Source organism: Cryobacterium sp. TMT1-2-1 (assembly GCF_004403955.1).
Classification (GTDB): domain Bacteria; phylum Actinomycetota; class Actinomycetes; order Actinomycetales; family Microbacteriaceae; genus Cryobacterium; species Cryobacterium psychrotolerans.
Map to the genome: position 1 here is coordinate 24,921 of NZ_SOHC01000029.1, position 19,959 is coordinate 44,879.

General features: G+C 69.9%; 16 protein-coding genes. 10 read left to right on the forward strand and 6 right to left on the reverse strand.

Translation table 11 applies throughout. From position 1 onward, the window contains the following. Window positions 1–77: 77 nt before the first annotated feature. Together E3T33_RS05115 and E3T33_RS05120 are read right to left on the reverse strand one after the other, a co-directional pair. Window positions 78–1,277 carry a PrsW family intramembrane metalloprotease gene (locus E3T33_RS05115; RefSeq protein ID WP_092323860.1) on the reverse strand — a complete coding sequence of 400 codons (1,200 nt, stop codon included), beginning with the start codon at window positions 1,275–1,277 and terminating at the stop codon, window positions 78–80. Window positions 1,278–1,320: 43 nt separating this feature from the next. Continuing rightward, window positions 1,321–2,715 carry an FAD-linked oxidase C-terminal domain-containing protein gene (locus E3T33_RS05120; RefSeq protein ID WP_092323858.1) on the reverse strand — a complete coding sequence of 465 codons (1,395 nt, stop codon included), beginning with the start codon at window positions 2,713–2,715 and terminating at the stop codon, window positions 1,321–1,323. A gap of 74 nt (window positions 2,716–2,789) precedes the next feature. On the opposite strand from E3T33_RS05120, the gene E3T33_RS05125 reads away from it, so the two are divergent. The 3 genes from E3T33_RS05125 to E3T33_RS05135 are packed head-to-tail and all read left to right on the forward strand — an operon-like array spanning window position 2,790 to window position 6,101. Further along, window positions 2,790–4,400: an AlkA N-terminal domain-containing protein gene (locus E3T33_RS05125; RefSeq protein WP_256332742.1), complete on the forward strand. Its 1,611-nt coding sequence runs from the start codon at window positions 2,790–2,792 to the stop codon at window positions 4,398–4,400. Window positions 4,401–4,404: 4 nt separating this feature from the next. Continuing rightward, a complete protein-coding gene (locus tag E3T33_RS05130; protein WP_241982828.1) occupies window positions 4,405–5,280 on the forward strand; it encodes a fumarylacetoacetate hydrolase family protein in 876 nt (291 codons plus the stop codon). A gap of 56 nt (window positions 5,281–5,336) precedes the next feature. Next, window positions 5,337–6,101, forward strand: coding sequence for a glycosyltransferase family A protein (locus E3T33_RS05135; RefSeq protein WP_134574905.1), 765 nt, complete (start codon window positions 5,337–5,339; stop codon window positions 6,099–6,101). Here the strand turns inward: E3T33_RS05135 and E3T33_RS05140 are convergent. Continuing rightward, window positions 6,077–6,991 (reverse strand): alpha/beta hydrolase, encoded by a 915-nt coding sequence (locus E3T33_RS05140; RefSeq protein ID WP_241982829.1) that lies wholly within the window; start codon window positions 6,989–6,991, stop codon window positions 6,077–6,079. The two genes, E3T33_RS05135 and E3T33_RS05140, sit on opposite strands and share 25 nt — an antisense overlap. A gap of 108 nt (window positions 6,992–7,099) precedes the next feature. Next, window positions 7,100–8,644 carry an amino acid permease gene (locus E3T33_RS05145; protein ID WP_092325274.1) on the reverse strand — a complete coding sequence of 515 codons (1,545 nt, stop codon included), beginning with the start codon at window positions 8,642–8,644 and terminating at the stop codon, window positions 7,100–7,102. A 219-nt stretch (window positions 8,645–8,863) separates the two neighbouring features. Between E3T33_RS05145 and E3T33_RS05150 the strand changes: the two genes are divergently transcribed. Genes E3T33_RS05150 through E3T33_RS05170 form a run of 5 tightly spaced genes read left to right on the forward strand, consistent with a single transcriptional unit; the run spans window position 8,864 to window position 13,953 of the window. Continuing rightward, window positions 8,864–10,231, forward strand: coding sequence for a glutamine synthetase family protein (locus tag E3T33_RS05150; RefSeq protein ID WP_092325283.1), 1,368 nt, complete (start codon window positions 8,864–8,866; stop codon window positions 10,229–10,231). Further along, window positions 10,218–11,006 carry a gamma-glutamyl-gamma-aminobutyrate hydrolase family protein gene (locus tag E3T33_RS05155; RefSeq protein ID WP_198417102.1) on the forward strand — a complete coding sequence of 263 codons (789 nt, stop codon included), beginning with the start codon at window positions 10,218–10,220 and terminating at the stop codon, window positions 11,004–11,006. Before E3T33_RS05150 ends, E3T33_RS05155 begins: the two co-directional genes overlap by 14 nt. Next, the gene (locus E3T33_RS05160; RefSeq protein ID WP_092325270.1) at window positions 11,003–12,364 is read left to right on the forward strand and encodes an aldehyde dehydrogenase family protein; all 1,362 of its coding nucleotides are present in this window, start codon (window positions 11,003–11,005) and stop codon (window positions 12,362–12,364) included. Before E3T33_RS05155 ends, E3T33_RS05160 begins: the two co-directional genes overlap by 4 nt. A 54-nt stretch (window positions 12,365–12,418) precedes the next feature. Further along, complete coding sequence (locus E3T33_RS05165; RefSeq protein WP_166784404.1) at window positions 12,419–13,210, forward strand: 3-oxoacyl-ACP reductase; 792 nt, start codon at window positions 12,419–12,421, stop codon at window positions 13,208–13,210. After that, the gene (locus E3T33_RS05170) at window positions 13,210–13,953 is read left to right on the forward strand and encodes an FCD domain-containing protein (protein WP_092325268.1); all 744 of its coding nucleotides are present in this window, start codon (window positions 13,210–13,212) and stop codon (window positions 13,951–13,953) included. Before E3T33_RS05165 ends, E3T33_RS05170 begins: the two co-directional genes overlap by 1 nt. A 14-nt stretch (window positions 13,954–13,967) precedes the next feature. Here the strand turns inward: E3T33_RS05170 and E3T33_RS05175 are convergent, their stop codons facing one another. Together E3T33_RS05175 and E3T33_RS05180 are read right to left on the reverse strand one after the other, a co-directional pair. Continuing rightward, entirely contained in the window at window positions 13,968–15,365 is a 1,398-nt protein-coding gene (locus tag E3T33_RS05175; protein WP_241982831.1) for an NCS2 family permease, read from the reverse strand. A 143-nt stretch (window positions 15,366–15,508) separates the two neighbouring features. Then, window positions 15,509–17,092: a carboxylesterase/lipase family protein gene (locus tag E3T33_RS05180; protein WP_241982830.1), complete on the reverse strand. Its 1,584-nt coding sequence runs from the start codon at window positions 17,090–17,092 to the stop codon at window positions 15,509–15,511. Between the two features lie 40 nt (window positions 17,093–17,132). Between E3T33_RS05180 and E3T33_RS05185 the strand changes: the two genes are divergently transcribed. Both E3T33_RS05185 and E3T33_RS05190 read left to right on the forward strand, forming a co-directional pair. Continuing rightward, the gene (locus tag E3T33_RS05185) at window positions 17,133–18,407 is read left to right on the forward strand and encodes a solute carrier family 23 protein (protein ID WP_092325264.1); all 1,275 of its coding nucleotides are present in this window, start codon (window positions 17,133–17,135) and stop codon (window positions 18,405–18,407) included. A 232-nt stretch (window positions 18,408–18,639) separates the two neighbouring features. Then, entirely contained in the window at window positions 18,640–19,899 is a 1,260-nt protein-coding gene (locus E3T33_RS05190; RefSeq protein ID WP_166784405.1) for a DUF222 domain-containing protein, read from the forward strand. Window positions 19,900–19,959 lie beyond the last annotated feature (60 nt).

Sequence of the window (19,959 nt, forward strand, 5' to 3'; positions counted from 1 at the left end):
ACTCGCCGCACCGGGAGAGTCGTCGGCAGTGCCACACCACCGGGCGGCGAGTTTTTTTGCGCCTCGGCGCCGACGTGCTAGTCGCGACGAGCCGCCGGGGGCGTGCCAATCACGACGGCGCGGTTGGCCCGCAGCGAGGCCAGCAGGCGGGCTTCGCCGGAGCGGTCGGCGGGCCTGGCGCCCGCCCCCGCGTTGAGCATCCGCTCCCGGGCGAAGGCCAGGCGGGTGGCATCCGTGATGAACCCGCGCATCGCGGCCTGCCGGCCGGGCGGCTGCGCGGTCGCCCAGGCCAGGGCCTGGCGACGTCCCGCCGCGGTGGCGAGCATTGCGACCTCCTCCGGCGTGAACCAGCCGGCCGCGGAGTACTCGTTCAGCCGCGCCTGGGTGACCTGCCTCTCCTGCCGGCGCATCAGGTTGACGACGAGGATCGCGCCGATGAACAGCGGCACCTGCACGAAGACGTAGTACCGCAGCAGCGCCGAGTCGCCGACGAAGACCAAAGAGGCGCCATTCCACAGGGCATGCAGCAGCACGGCCGGGATCAGACCGATCACGAAGTAGCCGATGGCGCCGAACGCGCCGGTGCGCCGGGCCGCGATCCCCAGGGCCAGGCCGGTGCAGGCGGTGAACATGACGTGCGCGAACGGCGAGAACACGCCGCGCAGCAGGAACGTCACGCCCAGGACTCCCGGCCCGCCGTCGGCCATGGCCGTGCCGAAGTACTGGATGTTCTCCGAGAACGCGAAGCCAGCGGCGATCGTCGCGGCGTAGACGATGCCGTCGACCGGGCCGTCGAAGTGCCTGCGGATGGCCCAGAAGATCAGCAGCACGCCGAATCCCTTCGCCGCCTCCTCCACGATCGGAGCCTGGACGACGCCGGTGACCAGGTCGTTGCCGACCAGTTCGCCCCCGCTGGCCCGGATCGTCAGCTGCACGCCCAGGTCGAAGATGAGCGCCGTGACGACGGAGACGCCTGCTCCCCAGAGGAACGCGAACCAGAGCGCCGGGCGAGGCTCCGGATCCCACCGGTCGATCCAGCGCACCGCGAACAGCACCGCGGTCAGCGGGATCAGCGCGAGCAGGAGCGAGACGAGCAGGCCGGACGTGCCGAGGAAGCTCGCGAGGTAGACGAAGACGAGCAGGAGGGCGAGCGCGGCCAGGGTGATTCCGGTGACGGCCAGGGCGAGCGTCCCGGCCCGGGACGGCGCTTTCGGCGGGGTCCACACCGGCTGCACGGGCTCGGGGCTCGGCTGCACGGGCGACTGGTCGAAGGTCATGCCTCTATTCTGACGCAGCAGCTCCGGCTCGGGCGCCCGGCCGTCAGCCGCCGAACATCGTGTCCGGACCCAGGATGCCCAGCGGGTCGAACACCGCCTTGATCCGTCGCTGCAGCTCGAGGCTCGTGTCGCCGATCTCCTCGGCCAGCCAGCGGCGTTTGAGCACGCCCACGCCGTGCTCGCCGGTGAGCGTGCCGCCAAGCGCGAGCGCGGCGCGGAACAGCTCGTCGGCCGCGGCCCAGATGTGGTCCGGCACCATCGGATCCCCGATCCGCCGCAGCGGGTCGATCGGAATCACGAAGTTCGGGTGCAGGTTGCCGTCCCCGGCATGGGCGACCGTCGGAATGGGCACGCCCGTGCGGGCGCTGATCTCGGCGATCCGCTCGAACATCTCGGCCATCCGCGAGCGCGGCACCGACACGTCCTCGATCAGGACCTCGCCGTAGGCGGCGAGCGCCGGGTGCGCGGAGCGCCGGATCGCCAGCAGCCGCTCGCCCGAGGCGGGGTCCGTCGACTGGCGCACCTGGCCGCCGGAGCTCCGCAGCACGGCGGCGGCCTGGTCGGCTTCGGCGAGCGCGGCCGGCCCGTCGGTCTGCAGCAGCAGGAACGCTCCTCCCTCGATGGGGAGCCCGGCGGAACCGTCCGGGCCGAGGTAGTCCGCGATCATCGCCAGGGCGACCGGGTCGATGAGCTCCATCACGGCCGGGCGAACCCGGGCGGCGATGACGGCGGCGGATGCGGCGGCCGCGGATGCGACATCCGGGAACACGGCGCCGAGAGTGACGACCTCGCCCGGGGTGATTGCCCGCACCCGCACGGTGGCTTCGACGATGACGCCGAGCGTGCCCTCCGAGCCGGTGAGCAGCGCGGTGAGGTCGTACCCGGTGACGCCCTTGACGGTGCGGTGGCCGGTCTTCAGCAGCCGGCCGTCGGCGAGCACGACGGTCAGTGCGAGCACGGCCTCCCGGGTGACCCCGTACTTCACGCAGAGCAGACCGCCCGCGTTCGTGGCGATGTTGCCGCCGATCGAGCAGATCGCCTTGCTGGCCGGGTCGGGCGCGAACCACAGCCCGTAGGCGGCGAGCGCGTCGTTCAGGTCCTGGTTGATCACGCCCGGTTCGACCACGGCGAGTTCGTCCTCCGGCCGGATCTCGAGGATCCGGTTCATGCCGGCCACGCTGAGCACGATCGAGCCGTCCGTGCCGCACGCTCCCCCGGCCAGCCCGGTGCCGGCGCCGCGCGTGACGACGGGCGTGCCGGTCTCGCTGGCGATGCGCAATGTCGCCTGGACCTGCTCCGTGGTCGTCGCACGCACCACGGCCAGCGGAATCCCCGCGGCAACCCAGCCCGACTTGTCCTCGCGCACCGCCGCCAGGTCGGTCGGGTCCGTGCTGACGATCGAGCCGAGTTCGGCCTGCAGCCGGGCGAGTGTGGTCATGGGGCTCAGGATAGCGTGCCGGCGATGTCCGATTTCCGCTACCGGAGGCCGCCGGGACGTGACAGGCTGGGTTGGTGAGCAGAGACCGAACCACACGGCCGGGCCCGGTCGACCCGGCCTTCGACGAGCGGTACCGGGCCATGTCGAGCCGCGACGCCCGCTTCGACGGCCAGTTCATCACCGGCGTGCACTCGACCGGCATCTACTGCCGGCCCAGTTGCCCGGCCGCCACGCCCAAACCTGCGAATGTGTCGTTCTACCTCACCGCCGCCGCGGCCCACGAGGCGGGGCTGCGCGCCTGCAAGCGGTGCCTGCCTGACGCCGTCCCCGGATCGCCGGTCTGGAACATCCGTGACGACCTCGCCGCACGGGCCATGCGCCTGATCGCCGACGGCGCGGTCGAACGCGACGGCGTGCCGGGCCTCGCGGCGCGCCTCGGCTACACCCCGAGGCACCTGACCCGCGTGCTCGTCGCCGAGGTCGGGGCAGGGCCGCTCGCCCTGGCCCGCGCGCACCGCGCCCAGACGGCCCGGGTGCTGTTGATCAACACGGGGCTCTCGATCGCCGAGGTCGCGTTCGCGGCCGGCTTCGGCAGCGTGCGCCAGTTCAACGACACGATCGCCGCCGTCTATGAGCGCACCCCCTCCGAACTGCGGGCCACCGGCTCGGCCCGCCGGTCCCACGACGAGCGAACGGATGCCGCGGCCGCGCTGGCGACCGGCATCACCCTGCAGCTTCCGGCCCGGGCGCCCTTCGACGGGGCCGGCGTGCTCGCCTTCCTCGGCACGCGCGCCATCGCCGACGTCGAACAGGCCACCGGCACCGGCTACGCGCGCACGCTCCGGCTGCCCCACGGCGTCGCGACAATCGCGCTGTCCCTCGCCGGAACGAACGCGGCCCCCGCGATCCTCTGCACCGCGAAGCTGACGAACCTCACCGACCTGGCCCCGCTCGTCAGCCGGGTTCGCCGCCTGCTCGACCTGGACGCGGACGCCGCGGCGATCGACCTGGCCCTCGCCGCCGATCCCGCGCTCGCGTCCTCGGTCGCGGCGCTCCCCGGCATCCGGGTGCCCGGAAGCATGGATCCCGAGGAAACGCTGTTTCGCGCGTTGATCGGGCAGCAGGTCTCGGTGGCCGCGGCCCGCACGGCGCTCACCCGCCTGGCGGCCGCGCTCGGCGACGAGCACCCGGGCGGCGGGCTCCCGGGCGAGGAGCACGGGCCGCGGCGCCTGTTCCCCACGGCCGAGCGCATCGCCGCCGACGGACGTTCCGTGCTGCGGGGCCCGGCCGCACGCATCAACACGATCATCCGCGTCGCCGAGGCGCTCAGCACGGGCGAGCTGGCGCTCGACGTTGGGGAAACCCGCGAAGACCTGGAGTCCCGGCTGACCGCCCTGGCCGGGATCGGACCGTGGACGGCCGGGTATGTGGCGATGCGCGTGCTCGGCAGCCCGGACATCCTGCTCACCAGCGACCTGGCGCTCCGCCAGGGCGCCGCACGGCTCGGGCTGCCGGGCGAGGCCAGGGCGCTGGCGGTCCGCGGGGCCGGCTGGGCACCCTGGCGCAGCTACGCCGGGATGCACCTGTGGCGCGCGGCCGGCGCGCCCGTCGATGTCCTCCAACGATCCGGCGGGGCTCTTGGCTACGCCCCACAACCGAACGCCTCCCCGGTGCCGATAGCCTAGACAGGTGAAGTTTGCGCACCTCAGAGTCGAAGGCCAGTCCACACCTCGGCTGGCGGTGGTGTTCGGGGACGCCGCTTTGTTCCTCGACGAGATCATGGACGACGCCCCGCGCGACCTGCAGGACATGATCGAAAAGGGTGAGCAGGAGTTCGACCGGGTGCGCGCGCTCAGCCTCAACGCGGCCTCCCACGGAGCGAGCCTCACCCCGCTCGACGGGCTCCGCCACTCCTCCGCCGTGCTGCGCCCGCCGCAGATCATCGCGATCGGCGCCAACTACGCCGCCCACTCCGACGAGCTCAAGCTGCGCTCCGAGACCGCCGCGACGGTGTTCTCGCTCTGGCCGAACTCCCTCACCGGGCACGAGTCGACCATCACCTGGCCGGGCGACCTCACCGGCCAGGTCGACTACGAAGCCGAACTCGGTGTGATCATCGGCCGCCCGGCGCGAAACGTGTCGGTTCACGACGCCCTCGACTACGTGTTCGGCTACACCGTCGTCAACGACATCACGGCCAGGGACCTGCAGTTCTCCGAGGCGCAGTGGTCCCGGTGCAAGTCCTTCGACGGCTTCACCCCCACCGGCCCCGTCGTCGTCACCGCCGACGAGATTTCCGACCCGCAGGACCTGTGGCTGACGACCCATCTGGGCGGGCGCGTGCTTCAGGACGCCTCCAGCGGCGACATGGTGCGCACGGTGGCCGAGATCATCGCGTATCTCTCCACCACGTCGACCCTGCTGCCGGGAACCCTGATCTCCACCGGAAGCCCCGGCGGCGCGGGGTACAGCCGCAAGCCGCAGGTATTCCTTCAGGACGGCTCGACCGTGACGGTGTCGATCGACAAGATCGGTTTCCTCACCACGCACTGCCGCGTCAGCTAGTCCCGGGCAAGCGTAGGATCGGCCAGAGGCCCCGTGGCCGCGGGGAGGAGACAAGCATGGGCACCATCTCGGTCGTGATCCCCTCGTACAACGACGCGGTGTTCCTGAACACCTGCCTGGTCGCCCTGGCCGCACAGCTTCGCCCGGCTGACGAGATCGTCGTCGTCGACAATGCGAGCACGGATGCCACGGCCCTGGTCGCCCGCGCGGCCGGGGCACGGGTCGTCCACGAACCGATGCGCGGCATCTGGCCGGCCGCTGCGGCAGGGTATGACGCGGCCACCGGCGACGTGATCGCCCGTCTCGACGCCGATTCGATTCCCCCCGCCGACTGGCTGCTGCGGATCGAGGGCCGCCTGGACACCGCGCCGGAGGTCGACGTCCTCACGGGTCCCGGCGATTTCTATGGCAGCAGCGCGCTCGTCAGGGCCCTCGGCAAGAACGCCTACATCGGCGGCTACTTCTGGTCGATCGGGCTCTGGCTCACCCATCCCCCGATATTCGGCTCGAACTTCGCGATGCGCCGCCAGGTGTGGCTCGACACGCGAGGCGTCGTGCACCGCGATCGCAGCGACGTGCACGACGACCTGGACTTCAGCATCCACCTCGATCCGGCCGTGACCGTCGCCTACGATCGCACCCTGCGGGTCGGCATCTCCGCCCGGCCCTTCGACTCCTGGAGCGGGCTCAAACGCCGGCTGACCTGGGCCATCCGCACGCTCCGGCTGCATTGGCCGGAGGATTCGCCGGTGAGGCGCAGGATCGCCAGGCGCCGGCGCCTGCAGAAAGCCAGGCACTACCGGGTGGCGCCCCGGGCGTAGAGCTCCAGCATGTCGTGAGCCAGTTGGTGCGGCGTGGTCTCGCAGGGGCTGTGGCCGGTGCGGTACACCCGGATCTCCGCCCCGATCCGGTCGGCGAGGCCGCGGTGCAGGTCATGGCGCCACAGGTCATTGTCGCCGACGGCGATCAGGATCGGGATCCCGGCCGTGGCGAGCACCGCGCGCACGTCGGGCACGTGTTTCATCAAAGCGACGATGTCGTCGAGGCTCCGCCGGCTGGTGTACTGGAATCGCATCCGAACCAGGGCCAGCCGGCCGGCCCGAACCTTGTTCTTGTTCGTGACGATGCCCCAGATGATGAGCGACGCGATCCGGTGTGCCGAGAGCACGTGGCTGAGCCTGCCGATCCAGCGCACGCCGCGGAAGGCCTGGCCGGGCTCGGGCGGGGCGCCGAGCAGGGTGAGGGTCGCGAACAGTTCCGGCCGCTCGGCGAGGGCGAGCTCGGCGACGATCCCGGCGAAGGAGTAGCCGAGCACGTGCGCCGGGGTGGGCCCCGCCTCGAGGAACGCGATGAGATCGGCCACAAACAGGGCGTAATCGTACGCTCCGTTCTCCCCCGGCCCGGCCGCCGCTGACTGGTACTGGCCGGCCAGGTCGTAGCTCTGCACGAAGTACCCGGCGTCCTGCAGCAGCGGCAGCAACAGCACGAAGTCTTCCTTCGATCCGGTCGCCCCCGGCAGGAGCACGGCCCGGGGATGCGCGGGATCGCCCAGCGAGATCGAGGCCAGCATGCCGCTCGGTGCCGTGAAACCGTGGGCCCGCGTGCCGGGAGGCGGCACGGTCCAGTCGAGATCCTCGATCGCGCGGTCAAGGGCCTCGAGTGCGTCACGATGGTTGTCGCTGCCTTCGCGACGTCGTTCCCGGATGGCCACGCCCCGAGACTAGCGCGACACCCCCCGCCGAACTGTGAGTTTGGCACCTTCGTGGGGCCCGGGAAGGTGCCAAACTCACAGTTCGGCGAGGGGAGGAAGCGAGCCGCGTTACTTCTTGGTCTCGTCGCGCCCGTCGAGGGAAAGGAGGTCGTCCTCGACGGTGCCGCCGTAGCCCTCCTTCTGCGGGTCGCCGTGCAGGCCGCCGGACACCGCGTATTCCTCCTCCGGGGAGAGCACCAGGCGCTTCCGGCCGTAGAACGCGAAGATCAACAGCATGACCACATAGACCGCCGCGATGGCCACGATGGCCGGCCGGGCCGGCTCGTTGATGAAGAAGCCGAAGAAGATCGCCAGCGAGAGGATGCCGGCGATTGCCGCCCCCGGGACGCCCCACGGGCTGCGGTAGGGCCGGTTCGCGTTCGGGTACTTCCGGCGCAGGATGAGGAAGGAGACCATCTGCAGCACGTACGCGATCACGGCTCCCCAGATCGCGATGTTCAGCACGATCGCGCCTGCGACCCCGCCGGTGCCGCCGAGCGCGTCGACGAGCACCAGGGCGATGAAGCCGATGACCGCGCCGACCAGGAGCGCGACGGCGGGCGTCTGCCGCTTGCCGGTCAGGGAGAGGAACTTCGGGTAGTAGCCGGCCCGGGACAGCGAGTACATGTTGCGCCCGTAGGCGAACATGATCCCCTGGAGGGAGGCCAGCAGGCCGACCAGCGCGAACAGCGACAGGACCGCCGCGAGCTCGTCGCCGACCATGGCGCGGAAGCCGTCGAGGAGCGGCTCGCCGGCCGTTGCGATCTTGTCGGCGCCGACGATTCCCGTGTTGAGGAACAGCACCAGCAGGCCGGTGATGATCAGCGTGGTGCGGGCGATGAGGCCGGCGCGGGGAATGTCGCGCACGGGGTTGTGTGATTCCTCCGCGGCCAGCGGCAGTTCCTCGATGCCGAGGAAGAACCACATGGCGTAGGGAAGGGCGAAGAGGATCGGGATCCAGCCGTGCGGCAGGAATTCGGTCTGGCCGGCGTCGGGAACGATGTTGAACAGGTTGTCCCAGCTGAACAGGCCGGAGAAGGCCGCCATGACCGAGAACACCAGCAGGATCGCGATGGAGATGATCGACACGACGATCGCGAAGGTGAACGAGATGGCCGCTCCGGCCGAGTTCAGCGCGATGAAGACGGCGTAGAGGATGATCCACCACACCCAGGAGGGGAGCGTGAAGTCGAGCAGTTCAGCGGTGATGCTCCCGGCGTACGCGGCCGAGAAGTAGACGATCACCGCGGTGGTGGCGACATACTCGATCGTCTCGGCCAGCCCGGTGACGAATCCGCCCCACGGCCCCATCGCCGCCCGGGCGAAGGAATACGCGCCGCCGGTGTGCGGCATTGCCGAGGCCATCTCGCCGATGCTGAAGATCATGCCGTAGTACATGACGACGAGCAGGGCGAAGGCGATGAGCATCCCGCCGAAGCCGGCGAAGTCGATGCCGAAGTTCCAGCCGGAGAAGTCGCCGGAGATGACCGCCGCCACGGCGAGCCCCCAGAGCCCCCAGATGCCGGCAGACCTGGTCAGCTTGCGCTTCTCGAAATACCCATCGTCAGCGGTGGTGTATGTCACGCCCGAGACGTTCAAGGTGTCTTTGGACATCCTGTTTTCCTTTGCGCTCTGGTTGCGCGCACCGAAAGGTCGCTGCCGCAACGCTGTGAGTTAACTTGGCATGACTATAGGACCGCAATGGTGGCGTGTACATACCTTTGCAAACTTTATTTTCGATCGTCGTCATCGAATTGACCCGCGCTTCCCGAGTTGATCTGTGGTCTAATGGTCGGAAAGCGCACGATTCGAAGCCTCAATGAGGAGACGTTCATGACCCACCGTTCTGGAAACCTGACGCTCGAAGAGCTGACCGCAGCCGTCGGCGCCGGAGAAATCGACACGGTCATCGTGGCGTTCACGGACATGCAGGGGCGCCTAATCGGCAAGCGCCTGTCGGCGAGGCTGTTCCTCGAAGACGCCGCCTCGCACGGCGCCGAATGCTGCAACTACCTGCTCGCGGTCGACGTGGACATGAACACCGTCGAGGGCTATGCGATGTCGAGCTGGTCGCGCGGCTACGGCGACATGGCCATGATTCCCGACCTGGCCACGCTCCGACGGGCGCCCTGGCTGCCCGGGACCGCCCTGGTAACGGCCGACCTGCACTGGCTGGACGAGAACCCGGTGGTCGCCTCCCCTCGGCAGATTCTCAAGAACCAGCTCGCCCGCCTGGCCGAGCACGGACTCGAGGCCCTCGTCGCGACCGAACTCGAGTTCATCGTCTTCGACGACGGCTACCGGGATGCCTGGGCGAAGGGTTACCGGGGCATGCGCAATTCGAGCGACTACAACATCGACTACGCGCTGCTGGCCGGCACCCGGATGGAGCCGCTCCTGCGCGACATCCGGGTGGGCATGGACGGCGCCGGAATGTACTGCGAAGGGGTCAAGGGCGAATGCAACCTGGGCCAGCAGGAGATCGGCTTCCGGTACGCGCCGGCGCTCGACACCTGCGACAACCACTCGGTCTACAAGAACGGCGCCAAAGAGATCGCCGACGCGCACGGCAAGAGCATCACCTTCATGGCGAAGTTCGACGAGAAGGAGGGCAACAGCTGCCACATCCACATCAGCCTGCGCGGCACCGACGGCTCGGCCGTCTTCGCCGACAAGGATGCCCCGCACGGCATGTCGAAGATGTTCCGTCACTTCCTGGCCGGCCAACTCGCCGTGATGCGTGAACTCACCCTGTTCTCCGCCCCCAACATCAACTCCTACAAGCGCTACGTGCCGGGCAGCTTCGCCCCGACCGCGCTCGCCTGGGGCCTCGACAACCGCACCTGCGCGCTGCGCGTTGTGGGCCAGGGTCACGGGATGCGAGTGGAGAACCGGGTTCCCGGCGGCGACGTGAACCAGTACCTCGCCGTCAGCGCGCTCATCGCGGCCGGGCTGTACGGCATCGAGAACGAACTCGAACTCGAGGACCTCTTCGAGGGCAACGCGTACACCAGCGACGTGCCGCGGGTCCCGGCGACGCTGCGCGAGTCGGCCGCGCTGTTCGCCCGGTCCGCCTTCGCCCGGGAGGCGTTCGGCAACGAGGTCGTCGACCACTACCTCAACTACGCGCAGATCGAAATCGCGGCCTACGACTCGGCCGTGACCGACTGGGAACGGGTGCGGGGCTTTGAACGCCTCTGAGCCGGCCGCCGAGCCGGGCAGCACCCCGGATGCCCGTCCCCCGGTGATCGGCCTGACCACCTACCTCGAGCAGTCGCAGACCGGCGTCTGGGATGTGCGCGCCGCGTTCCTGCCGCAGTCCTACTTCGAGGCGGTGACCAGGGCGGGCGGCATCGCCGTGCTCCTGCCGCCGCAGCCGGTCAGCCCCGTCATCGCCGCGCGGGTGCTCGACGCGCTCGACGGGTTGATCATCACCGGCGGCAAAGACGTCGACCCTGCCCGCTACGGCCAGGACGCGCATCCGGCCACCGACGAGCCCCGGCCCGACCGCGACGCCTGGGAGGACGAACTCCTCCGCCAGGCGCTGGCGCGCGGGCTCCCATTCCTGGGCATCTGCCGCGGCGCCCAAATGCTGAACATCGCCCTCGGCGGCACCCTGCACCAGCACCTGCCCGACGTGGTGGGCGACACCAGGTACCAGGCCGGCGGGGGCATCTTCAACGTCGTCGACGTGGAGGTCGAACCGGAGTCCCGGCTGCACGGGGTGCTGGGCGCGCAGGCCGGTCCGCTCCAGGTCCCGGTCTACCATCACCAGTCGATCGACCGCGTGGCCGACGGTCTCGTCGTGACCGCCCGCACCGCCGACGGGGTCGTGCAGGCGGTGGAGTTCGGGTCGGTGCCGTTCGGGGTGGCCGTGCAGTGGCATCCGGAGCAGACCGCGGAGGACATCCGCCTCTTCGCCGGCCTCGTCGACGCGGCACGAGAATACGAGCACGATCGGAAGGCACACGCATGAGCAGCTACACCGTGATCAACCCGGCCGACGAGACCGAGGTCGCCCTGGTCGATCATCTCGATCGGGACGCGACCGACGAGGCCATCGCGCGGGCACAGCTCGCCCAGCGGGCCTGGGCGGGCGTCTCCCCCGCCGACAAGGCCGCCCTGCTGCGCCGATTCGCCGAGGCCGTCGACGGAGACCGCGAAAACCTCGCCCGGATCGAGGTGCAGAACTCCGGCCACCCGATCACGCAGGCGCGCTGGGAAGCCGGCCACGTGCGCGATGTGCTCACCTACTACTCGGCCGCCCCCGAGCGCATGTTCGGACAGCAGATCCCCGTCGCCGGCGGCCTCGACGTGACCTTCCACGAGCCGCTCGGCGTGGTCGGAATCATCACCCCGTGGAACTTCCCGATGACGATCGCGGCCTGGGGTTTCGCCCCGGCGCTCGCGGCCGGCAACGCCGTGCTGCTGAAGCCCGCCGAGTGGACGCCGCTCTCCAGCATCCGCCTGGGCGAACTGGCCCTCGAGGCCGGCCTGCCGGAGGGACTGTTCCAGGTGCTGCCGGGCAAGGGCTCCGTGGTGGGCGAGCGCTTCGTCACGCACCCGGCCGTGCGCAAGGTCGTGTTCACCGGGTCGACCGCCGTCGGCAAGCAGATCATGGCCGGATGCGCCGCACAGGTGAAGCGGGTCACGCTCGAACTCGGCGGCAAGAGCGCCAACATCGTCTTCGCCGACGCCGACCTGGAGAAGGCAGCCGCCACGGCGCCGTACTCGGTGTTCGAGAACGCCGGGCAGGATTGCTGCGCCCGGAGCCGCATCCTGGTCGAGCGCAGCGCCTACGACCGGTTCATGGAACTGCTCGAGCCGGCCGTCGCCGGCGTGCGAGTGGGCGACCCCGGCGACGAGGCCACCGAAATGGGACCGCTCGTCTCCGCGAAGCACCTCGCGTCGGTGCGGTCGTACGTGCCGGAGGGCGCGCCCGTCGCCTTCCGCGGAACCGCGCCGGAGGGCCCGGGGTTCTGGTTCGCGCCGACCGTGCTGACCCCCGCCTCCCGCACCGACCGCACGGTGACGGACGAGATCTTCGGGCCGGTCGTGACCGTGCTGCCCTTCGACGACGAGGCCGATGCCGTGCAGCTCGCCAACGACACCGACTACGGGCTGTCCGGCTCGATCTGGACCAGGGACGTCGGCCGGGCCATCCGGGTCTCCCGCGGCGTCGAGGCCGGCAACCTCTCGGTCAACTCACATTCCTCGGTGCGGTACTCCACGCCGTTCGGCGGGTTCAAGCAGTCCGGCCTCGGCCGGGAACTCGGGCCGGATGCCCCCCTGCACTTCACCGAGACCAAGAACGTCTTCATCGCCGTCGATTAGCCGTACCCACTTTCACGCCCAGTTTCACGCCCACTTTCACGCAAGGAGCAGCCCATGAGCAGCATCACCCCCATTGACCTCACCCAGCGCCTCGCGGGCAAGGTCGCCGTGATCACCGGCGGAGCGAGCGGGATCGGCCTCGCGACGGCGAAGCGTTTCGCGGCGGAGGGCGCGAAGGTGGTGATCGGGGATATGGACGAGAAGGCCGGGCTCGCCGCCGCCGACCTCGTCGACGGCCTCTTCTTCAAGGTGAACGTGACCGAGGAGGATGAGGTGAACGCACTGTTCGACACCGCCTATCTCACCTACGGCTCCGTCGACATCGCGTTCAACAACGCGGGCATCTCACCGCCGGAAGACGACTCGATCGAGACCACGGAGCTGCCGGCCTGGCAGAAGGTGCAGGACGTCAACCTCAAGTCGGTCTACCTCTGCTGCAGGGCGGCCCTCCGGCACATGGTCCGGCAGGGCAAGGGCTCGATCATCAACACGGCCTCGTTCGTGGCCGTGATGGGCTCGGCGACCAGCCAGATCTCGTACACCGCGTCCAAGGGCGGCGTGCTCGCGATGAGCCGTGAGCTGGGCGTGCAGTTCGCCAGGCAGGGCATCCGGGTGAATGCTCTCTGCCCGGGGCCGGCGAACACGCCGCTGCTGCAGGAGCTCTTCGCCGCCGACCCGGAGCGGGCCGCACGCCGGCTCGTGCACGTGCCGCTCGGCCGGTTCGCCGAGGCCGAGGAGCTCGCCGCGGCTGTCGCCTTCCTGGCCAGCGACGACGCATCCTTCATCACCGCCTCGACCTTCCTCGTTGACGGCGGCATCAGTTCCGCCTATACGACGCCAATGTGATGCAGGAACCGGCCGGGCTCGATGGCGGCTTGCTCCTGCGGCCGGTGGCCGGGGGCAACGCGTTCGAGGAGACCGTGCAGCGCCTGCTGCAGACGGTGCGCCTCGGGCTCATCGCTCCCGGCGAGCGGTTGCCGCCCGAGCGGGAACTCTCCGCGATGCTCGCCGTCAGCCGGGCCACGCTCCGGGACGCGATCGCCTCCCTCGCCGACGCCGGCTACCTCGTCTCCCGGCGGGGACGGTACGGCGGGACATTCGTCAGCGACGAGCTCCCCGTGCCCACGCCAGGGACGGACGGGGACGGTGCGTTCAGGCCCGGACGTGAGATCTCACCCGCCGAGATCGAGGACACCCTCACCCTCCGCGAGATCCTCGAGGTGGGAGCCGCGCGGCACGCGGCCGGGAGGCCGTTGTCCCCGGGCGAACGGGAACTGCTCTGGGCCAGCCTCACCGAGGCGAAGGCGGCAGCCGGGGAGAATTACCGCCGCCTGGACTCGAGGTTCCACCTCACGATCGGCGAGCTGGCCGGTTCTGCCTCGCTGATGCCGCTGATCGCCGACGTTCGGATGCGCGTCAACGAGCTGCTCGACAACATTCCCTCACTCGGACCGAACATCGCCCACTCGAACGCGCAGCACGAGCAGATCGCGATCGCGATCCTCACCGGCCGGCCCGAGGCCGCGGCCCAGGCGATGAGCGAGCACCTCGACGGCACCGCCCTGCTCCTGCGGGGCTTCCTCGAGTAGCCGCCTGGGGCGGATCAGCCCAGCAGGGCTTCGATCGGGCCGCGCACGAAGTAGACCAGGAAGCCGACGGCCACGATCCAGAGCAGCGGGCTGACGCCCCTGGCCTTGCCGGAGAGCGAGCGCACGAGCACCCAGCTGATGAATCCGGCGCCGATGCCGTTCGCGATCGAGTACGTGAGCGGCATCACGATGATGGTGAGGAAGACCGGCAGCACGATCGAGAATTCGCTGAAGTCGATGTGCCGGATCTGCGAGACCATGAGCGCCCCGACGATCACCAGCGCGGCAGCAGCAACCTCGAGCGGCACGATCTGGGTGAGCGGAGTGAAGAACATCGCGGCGAGGAACAGAACCCCGGTCACGACATTGGCCAGGCCCGTGCGGGCTCCCTCGCTGATGCCGGCGCCGGACTCGATGAACACCGTGTTCGACGAAGCGGATGCCGCCCCGCCGGCCACCGCGCCGATACCCTCGACGATCAGCGCGGACTTGAGCCGCGGGAAGTTGCCGTCCTTGTCGGCCAGCCCGGCCTCGTTGGCCAGGCCGGTCATCGTGCCCATGGCGTCGAAGAAGTTCGTGAAGACGAGCGTGAAGACGAGCATGGTGGCGGCGAGCACGCCGATGCGGTCGAAGGCACCGAAGCTGACCTGGCCGAGCAGGCTCAGGTCGGGCATGGCGACGATGCTGCTCGGCAGCACGGGCGCGTTCAGGTTCCAGCCGGCCGGATTGGTGCCGAACGACGGCCCGACCTTGAAGATGGCCTCGAGGATGACGGCGATGACGGTGGTCGCGACGATGCCGATCAGCAGTGCGGCCTTCACCTTGCGCGCCAGGAGCACGCCGATGATGATCAGGCCGATCACGAAGACCGTGGTGGGCAGGGTCGTGACCGAGCCGTTCTCCCCGAGTTGAACCGGCGGCGCGGCGAAACCGCTGGAACGCACGAATCCGGAGTCGACCAGGCCGATGAAGGCGATGAACAGACCGATCCCGACCGTGATGGCGAGCTTCAGCTGCTGCGGTACCGCGGTGAAAATCATTGCGCGAAGCCCGGTCGAGGCAAGCAGAACGATGATGAGCCCGTTGATGACGACCAGGCCCATCGCCTCGGCCCAGGTCACCTGGCCGACGACACTCGCGGCCAGGAAGGAGTTGATGCCGAGACCGGCGGCGAAGCCGAACGGCAGCCGGGCGATGACCCCAAACAGGATGGTCATGACGCCGGCGGTCAGGGCGGTCACGGCCGCAACCTGCGCGTTCGGCAGCCAGTTGCCGGCCACGTCGACGGTGGCCTGGTCGGCGCTGAACCCGCCGAGGATGAGCGGGTTGAGAATGACGATGTAGGCCATCGTCACGAAGGTCACGACGCCTCCGCGCACCTCCCGGCCCCAGGTGGAGCCGCGGGTGGTGATCTCGAAGTACCGATCGGTGCGGGCCGTGAATCCCTGCTTCGGCGCGGGCGTAACGGTGTCGGTCTGTGTTGCTGAAATGGTGTTCTCCCGTGGCCGTCGCGGCTAAGTCTCAGTCGCCCAGTCTACGCGCACGGTGATTCCCGTCAGACATGGGGGACGAAGGCGCCCCAGGCACGTCGGCGGTCGCCGAGCGGATCCGACTCGACCCGGTCGACGGCGTCGATGATCAGCGTCCTCCGCTCGGACTCCTCGTACCGGGGCCAGTCGGCGTCCGGCACGCCGGTCGCGGCGAACTCGGTCCACCAGCCCTGCATCCTGGCGCCGATGGCTTTGAACGTGCGGCGGCCGCCGAGCACCGTCATCCCGCGCCCGAACCAGCCGTCGAGCCGGTCGAACAAGGGGAACATCTCCAGCCCGTGCGTGGCGTCGAGGCCCATCCGGCGCAGCAGCAGGGGCGCCGCGTCGAAGCGGTAGAAATGCACCGGCGCATAGCGGGAGTGCCGCTCCCCCACCCGCACGCTCGGATACCAAAACGAGTAGTCGCCGCCGAAATCGAGCGCCGCTCGCTGGTCGGGCAGGCCGGGGTAGTGCGCCTTGAGCGCCTTCCGCGCCTTCTTCTTCGTCTTCGTGAAGATGGCCCGGATGCGCGGGGGCGTCGAGGCGAGAATGTCGATCCGCCCGCTGAACAGCGAGCCCTCACGCTCGTTCGTGCCGATGATCAGGGGAACCCGGTGCGCCCGCCCGTCCCGGAAGGCGTCCAGCGGACGTTCGGGCAGGAAATCACCGTCGATGACCGGGCAGAGGGGAATCGTGCCCGGGTAGCTGTCGGGTGCGCGCGAGGTGAGGACGGCCGTCGCTGCGGCGAGGGTCGACGGATCGGCGCCGACCAGCAGGCTCGCGGCATCGGCATCGGCGCCGTCGCCCACCAGGCCTCGCAGGATCTCGACGAAGTCGCCTGCCCACTGGGCGCTGAGCGCGCTCGGATACACCGCGTTCGGCGGCGCACTCTGCACGATCGCCCGCTGGAACAGGCCGGCCGCCGCCGGAACGGTCATCAGCGTGGTGACCGCGTTTCCGCCGGCCGATTCGCCGAACAGGGTGACGGCATCCGGGTCGCCGCCGAAGGCGTGGATGTTCTCCCGCACCCAGCGCAGGGCCGCCACCTGGTCGCGCAGGCCGAGGTTGCTCTCAATGGGGCGCGCCGGCGTGGAGTACCGGGTGAAGTCGAGGTAGCCGAGGGCGCCCAGCCGGTAGTTCAGGCTGACGTAGACCACGCCGCCGCGGCGCACCAGCCCCTCGCCCTGGTGCGGGACCTCCCGCGACGAACCAACGCTGTACGCACCGCCGTGGATGAACACCATCACCGGCCGGAGGGAGCCAGGATCGATCGGGGCGTCGGGCGCCAGGACGTTGAGGCTCAGGCAATCCTCGTCCTGCGGGATGCGCGGGTGGGCGCCGATGAACTGGCCACGCCGCAGCTGCGGGGCGACCGGACCCCAGTCGCCGGCGTCACGCACCCCTGCCCAGGGCTCGGCCGGCTGCGGTGACCGGAACCGGAGCGGTCCTGCCGGCGCCGCTGCATAGGGAATGCCGCGCCAGGAAAGCACACCGCGTTCGGCGACGCCGCGGAGCATGCCCGTCGCCACGCGCACCTCGGCAACCGGGCCTGCGTCGCGGCGGGGGCGGTCCGTTCGGGCGAGTTGACTCACGCCCCCGATCTTATTCACTACGATCGCCTGAGGCTAAGAACGAATGAAACGAGAAACAATGGCTCTGCCCTGGACGCTGCACGGTGACGGAAAATCGGTTCCCGCAGGAGAGGTCGTCGGTCCGGGTGAACGCCTCAGCTGGCCGATCACCATCGGAATCGGCGCCCAGCACGTGGTCGCCATGTTCGGCGCGACGTTCCTCGTGCCGCTGCTCACCGACTTCCCGCCGAGCACTACCCTGCTGTTCTCCGGCATCGGAACCCTGCTCTTCCTGCTGATCACGAAGAACCGGCTGCCCAGCTACCTGGGCTCCTCGTTCGCGTTCATCGCGCCCATCGTCGCAGCGACCGCCTCGGCCGGGATGGGGAGCGCCCTGTTCGGCATCCTCGTCGTCGGCGCCCTGCTGGCAGCCATCGGCCTGCTCGTGCAGTTCACCGGCACCGGCTGGATCGACACGCTGATGCCACCGGTCGTGTCCGGGGCCATCGTGGCGCTGATCGGGTTCAACCTTGCGCCGGTCGCGAAGACCAACTTCGAGGCGGCGCCGCTCACCGCCGTGATCACCCTGGCCGCCGTCATCCTGTGCACGGTGCTGTTCCGCGGCATCCTGGGGCGGCTGTCGATCTTCCTCGGCGTCGTCGTCGGCTATGTCGCCGCAGTGATGTTCGGCGAGGTGGACTTCAGCAAGGTCGCCGAGGCGGCCTGGATCGGCCTGCCGCAGTTCACCGCGCCGTCGAACCCGTTCGAGAACCCGGCCGTGTGGGGCGTGCTGCCGGCGTTCCTGCCGGTCGTGCTCGTGCTGATCGCCGAGAACGTCGGCCACATCAAAGGCGTGGCCCAGATGACGGATGCCAGCGTGAACCAGTACACCGGACGCGCGCTGTTCGCCGACGGCCTGGCCACCGTGCTCGCCGGCTTCGGCGGCGGCTCGGGCACCACCACCTACGGCGAGAACATCGGGGTCATGGCCGCCACCCGCGTCTACTCGACGGCGGCGTATTGGGTGGCCGGAATGGTGGCCATCCTGCTCGGCCTGTCGCCGAAGATGGGCGAGCTGATCAACACGATTCCGGCCGGCGTGCTCGGCGGCGTGACCACCGCCCTGTACGGTCTGATCGGCGTGATCGGCGTGAAGATCTGGCTCGACAACAAGGTCGACTTCAGCAAGCCGGTCAACCAGTTCACGGCCGCGACCGCCCTGGTCATCGGGATCGCCAACTACACATTCACGGTCGGCGCGTTCAGCTTCAACGGCATCGCGCTGGGCACGATCGCCGCCATCGTGATCTACCACCTGATGAGCGCTATCGGGCGGGTCCGCGGCACCAGCTAGCCCCGCACGCCGGACTGTCCGGCGCCGAGAGTCGCCGTTTCCGCCGAGAGTCGCCGTTGCAACGGCGATTGTCGGCAGGAACGGCGACTCTCGCTGCGTGCGGGGGTGCGCGAGTGGCGCCGTTCCTGCGCCTGTCTTCCACAGGTCGGGCGTGCCGGAAGTTATGCACAAGGGCCGGTCAGGGGTGGTTTCAGGCCGGAAGAATGTCGGTGGTTCGCCGTACCGTTGGCGTATGGAAACCATCACAGGACCACCCGGTCGGGCACTCCCGGCCGGCCCTAACCCGGGCGTTGACCCGGGTGTCGCCCCCGACCAGGGTCAGCCGCTGACAGCGGCCGCGGTCCACCTGGAGGAACTCGGCGCGCTCATCGATGCGGTCACCGCCATCGACCGGGCGATGGCGGTGCAGGCCGCGGCCCGGGTGGTCGCGATAGACGCGGCCCGGGTCTGCAGCGAGCGGGAGCTCGACGGCAGTGCGTTCAGTCCGGCGTTGACCCGCCGGTCCCTGGTGGCCGAGCTGGCCTGCGCGCTGCGGATCCCGGAGTCGACGGCCTCGGGCCTGCTGGAGAGCAGCCGGGCCCTGGTCCAGGACCTGCCCGACACCCTTTCGGCCCTGGCCGCGGGGCGGATCGGCTACCGGCAGGCGATCGTCCTCGTCAACGAAACCGCGGGACTTCCGGAGGCGGCGGCCCGGCAGCTGGAGCAGGAAGCGTTGCCGTCGGCCGGCCGGTTGACGGCGTCGCAGTTCGAAAGGAAGACCAGGAAGCTGCGGGAGCGGATCGATCCGGAGTCGATCACGGCCCGGCATGTGCGGAGCGTGGCCGACCGGTCACTCAGGTTCGACCCGGCCCGCGACGGGATGGGCTGGCTCAGCGCCTACCTGCCGGCGTCGGACGCCCTCGGCATCTACGGCCAGGTGACGGACCGGGCGATCGCCCTGCAGGGGCCGGACGAGCCGCGCACGCTCACCCAGCTGCGCGCGGACGTGTTCCGCGACCTGCTCCTGCAGACCGGCTGCGCGGAGACTGGCTGCACGGAAACGGCCGGGGCTGCCGGCAGCCTGGGCGGGCTCCGGCCGAACCTGATCGTGACCGTCCCGATGCTCACCCTCCTCGGTGTCACCGAGGAGCCGGGCAGCCTCGACGGGTACGGGCCGATCGATCCGGACACGGCCAGGGCGCTGGCGGCGAAGTGTCCGAGCGCGGTGCGGATCCTGACCCACCCGGAGACCGGCGCGGTGCTCTCGGTCGGCCGGGACCGGTACACGATCCCCGCCTCGCTCCGCACGATGCTTCAGGTGCGGGACGGCACCTGCCGGCACCCCGGGTGCAGCCGGGCGGCCAGCCGCTCGGACATCGACCACGGCCTCGACTGGGCATTCGGCGGACGAACCGACCACAACAACTCGCCCACCTCTGCCCCGCCAGCCACGCCCTCAAACACGAGGCCGGCTGGAAAGTCAGCCAGGCCTCCGACGGAACCGGCACCCTGACCTGGACCACCCCGACCGGCCACACCTACGTGACCGAGCCGGAGACCATAATCGGCACCG

Coding starts and splice junctions, on each gene's coding strand:
- E3T33_RS05135 (WP_134574905.1), top strand. CDS start 5,337: ATGGGCACCATCTCGGTCGTGATCCCCTCGTACAACGACGCGGTGTTC.
- E3T33_RS05160 (WP_092325270.1), top strand. CDS start 11,003: ATGAGCAGCTACACCGTGATCAACCCGGCCGACGAGACCGAGGTCGCC.
- E3T33_RS05165 (WP_166784404.1), top strand. CDS start 12,419: ATGAGCAGCATCACCCCCATTGACCTCACCCAGCGCCTCGCGGGCAAG.
- E3T33_RS05170 (WP_092325268.1), top strand. CDS start 13,210: ATGCAGGAACCGGCCGGGCTCGATGGCGGCTTGCTCCTGCGGCCGGTG.
- E3T33_RS05120 (WP_092323858.1), bottom strand. CDS start 2,715: ATGACCACACTCGCCCGGCTGCAGGCCGAACTCGGCTCGATCGTCAGC.
- E3T33_RS05150 (WP_092325283.1), top strand. CDS start 8,864: ATGACCCACCGTTCTGGAAACCTGACGCTCGAAGAGCTGACCGCAGCC.
- E3T33_RS05190 (WP_166784405.1), top strand. CDS start 18,640: ATGGAAACCATCACAGGACCACCCGGTCGGGCACTCCCGGCCGGCCCT.
- E3T33_RS05145 (WP_092325274.1), bottom strand. CDS start 8,644: ATGTCCAAAGACACCTTGAACGTCTCGGGCGTGACATACACCACCGCT.
- E3T33_RS05185 (WP_092325264.1), top strand. CDS start 17,133: ATGGCTCTGCCCTGGACGCTGCACGGTGACGGAAAATCGGTTCCCGCA.
- E3T33_RS05115 (WP_092323860.1), bottom strand. CDS start 1,277: ATGACCTTCGACCAGTCGCCCGTGCAGCCGAGCCCCGAGCCCGTGCAG.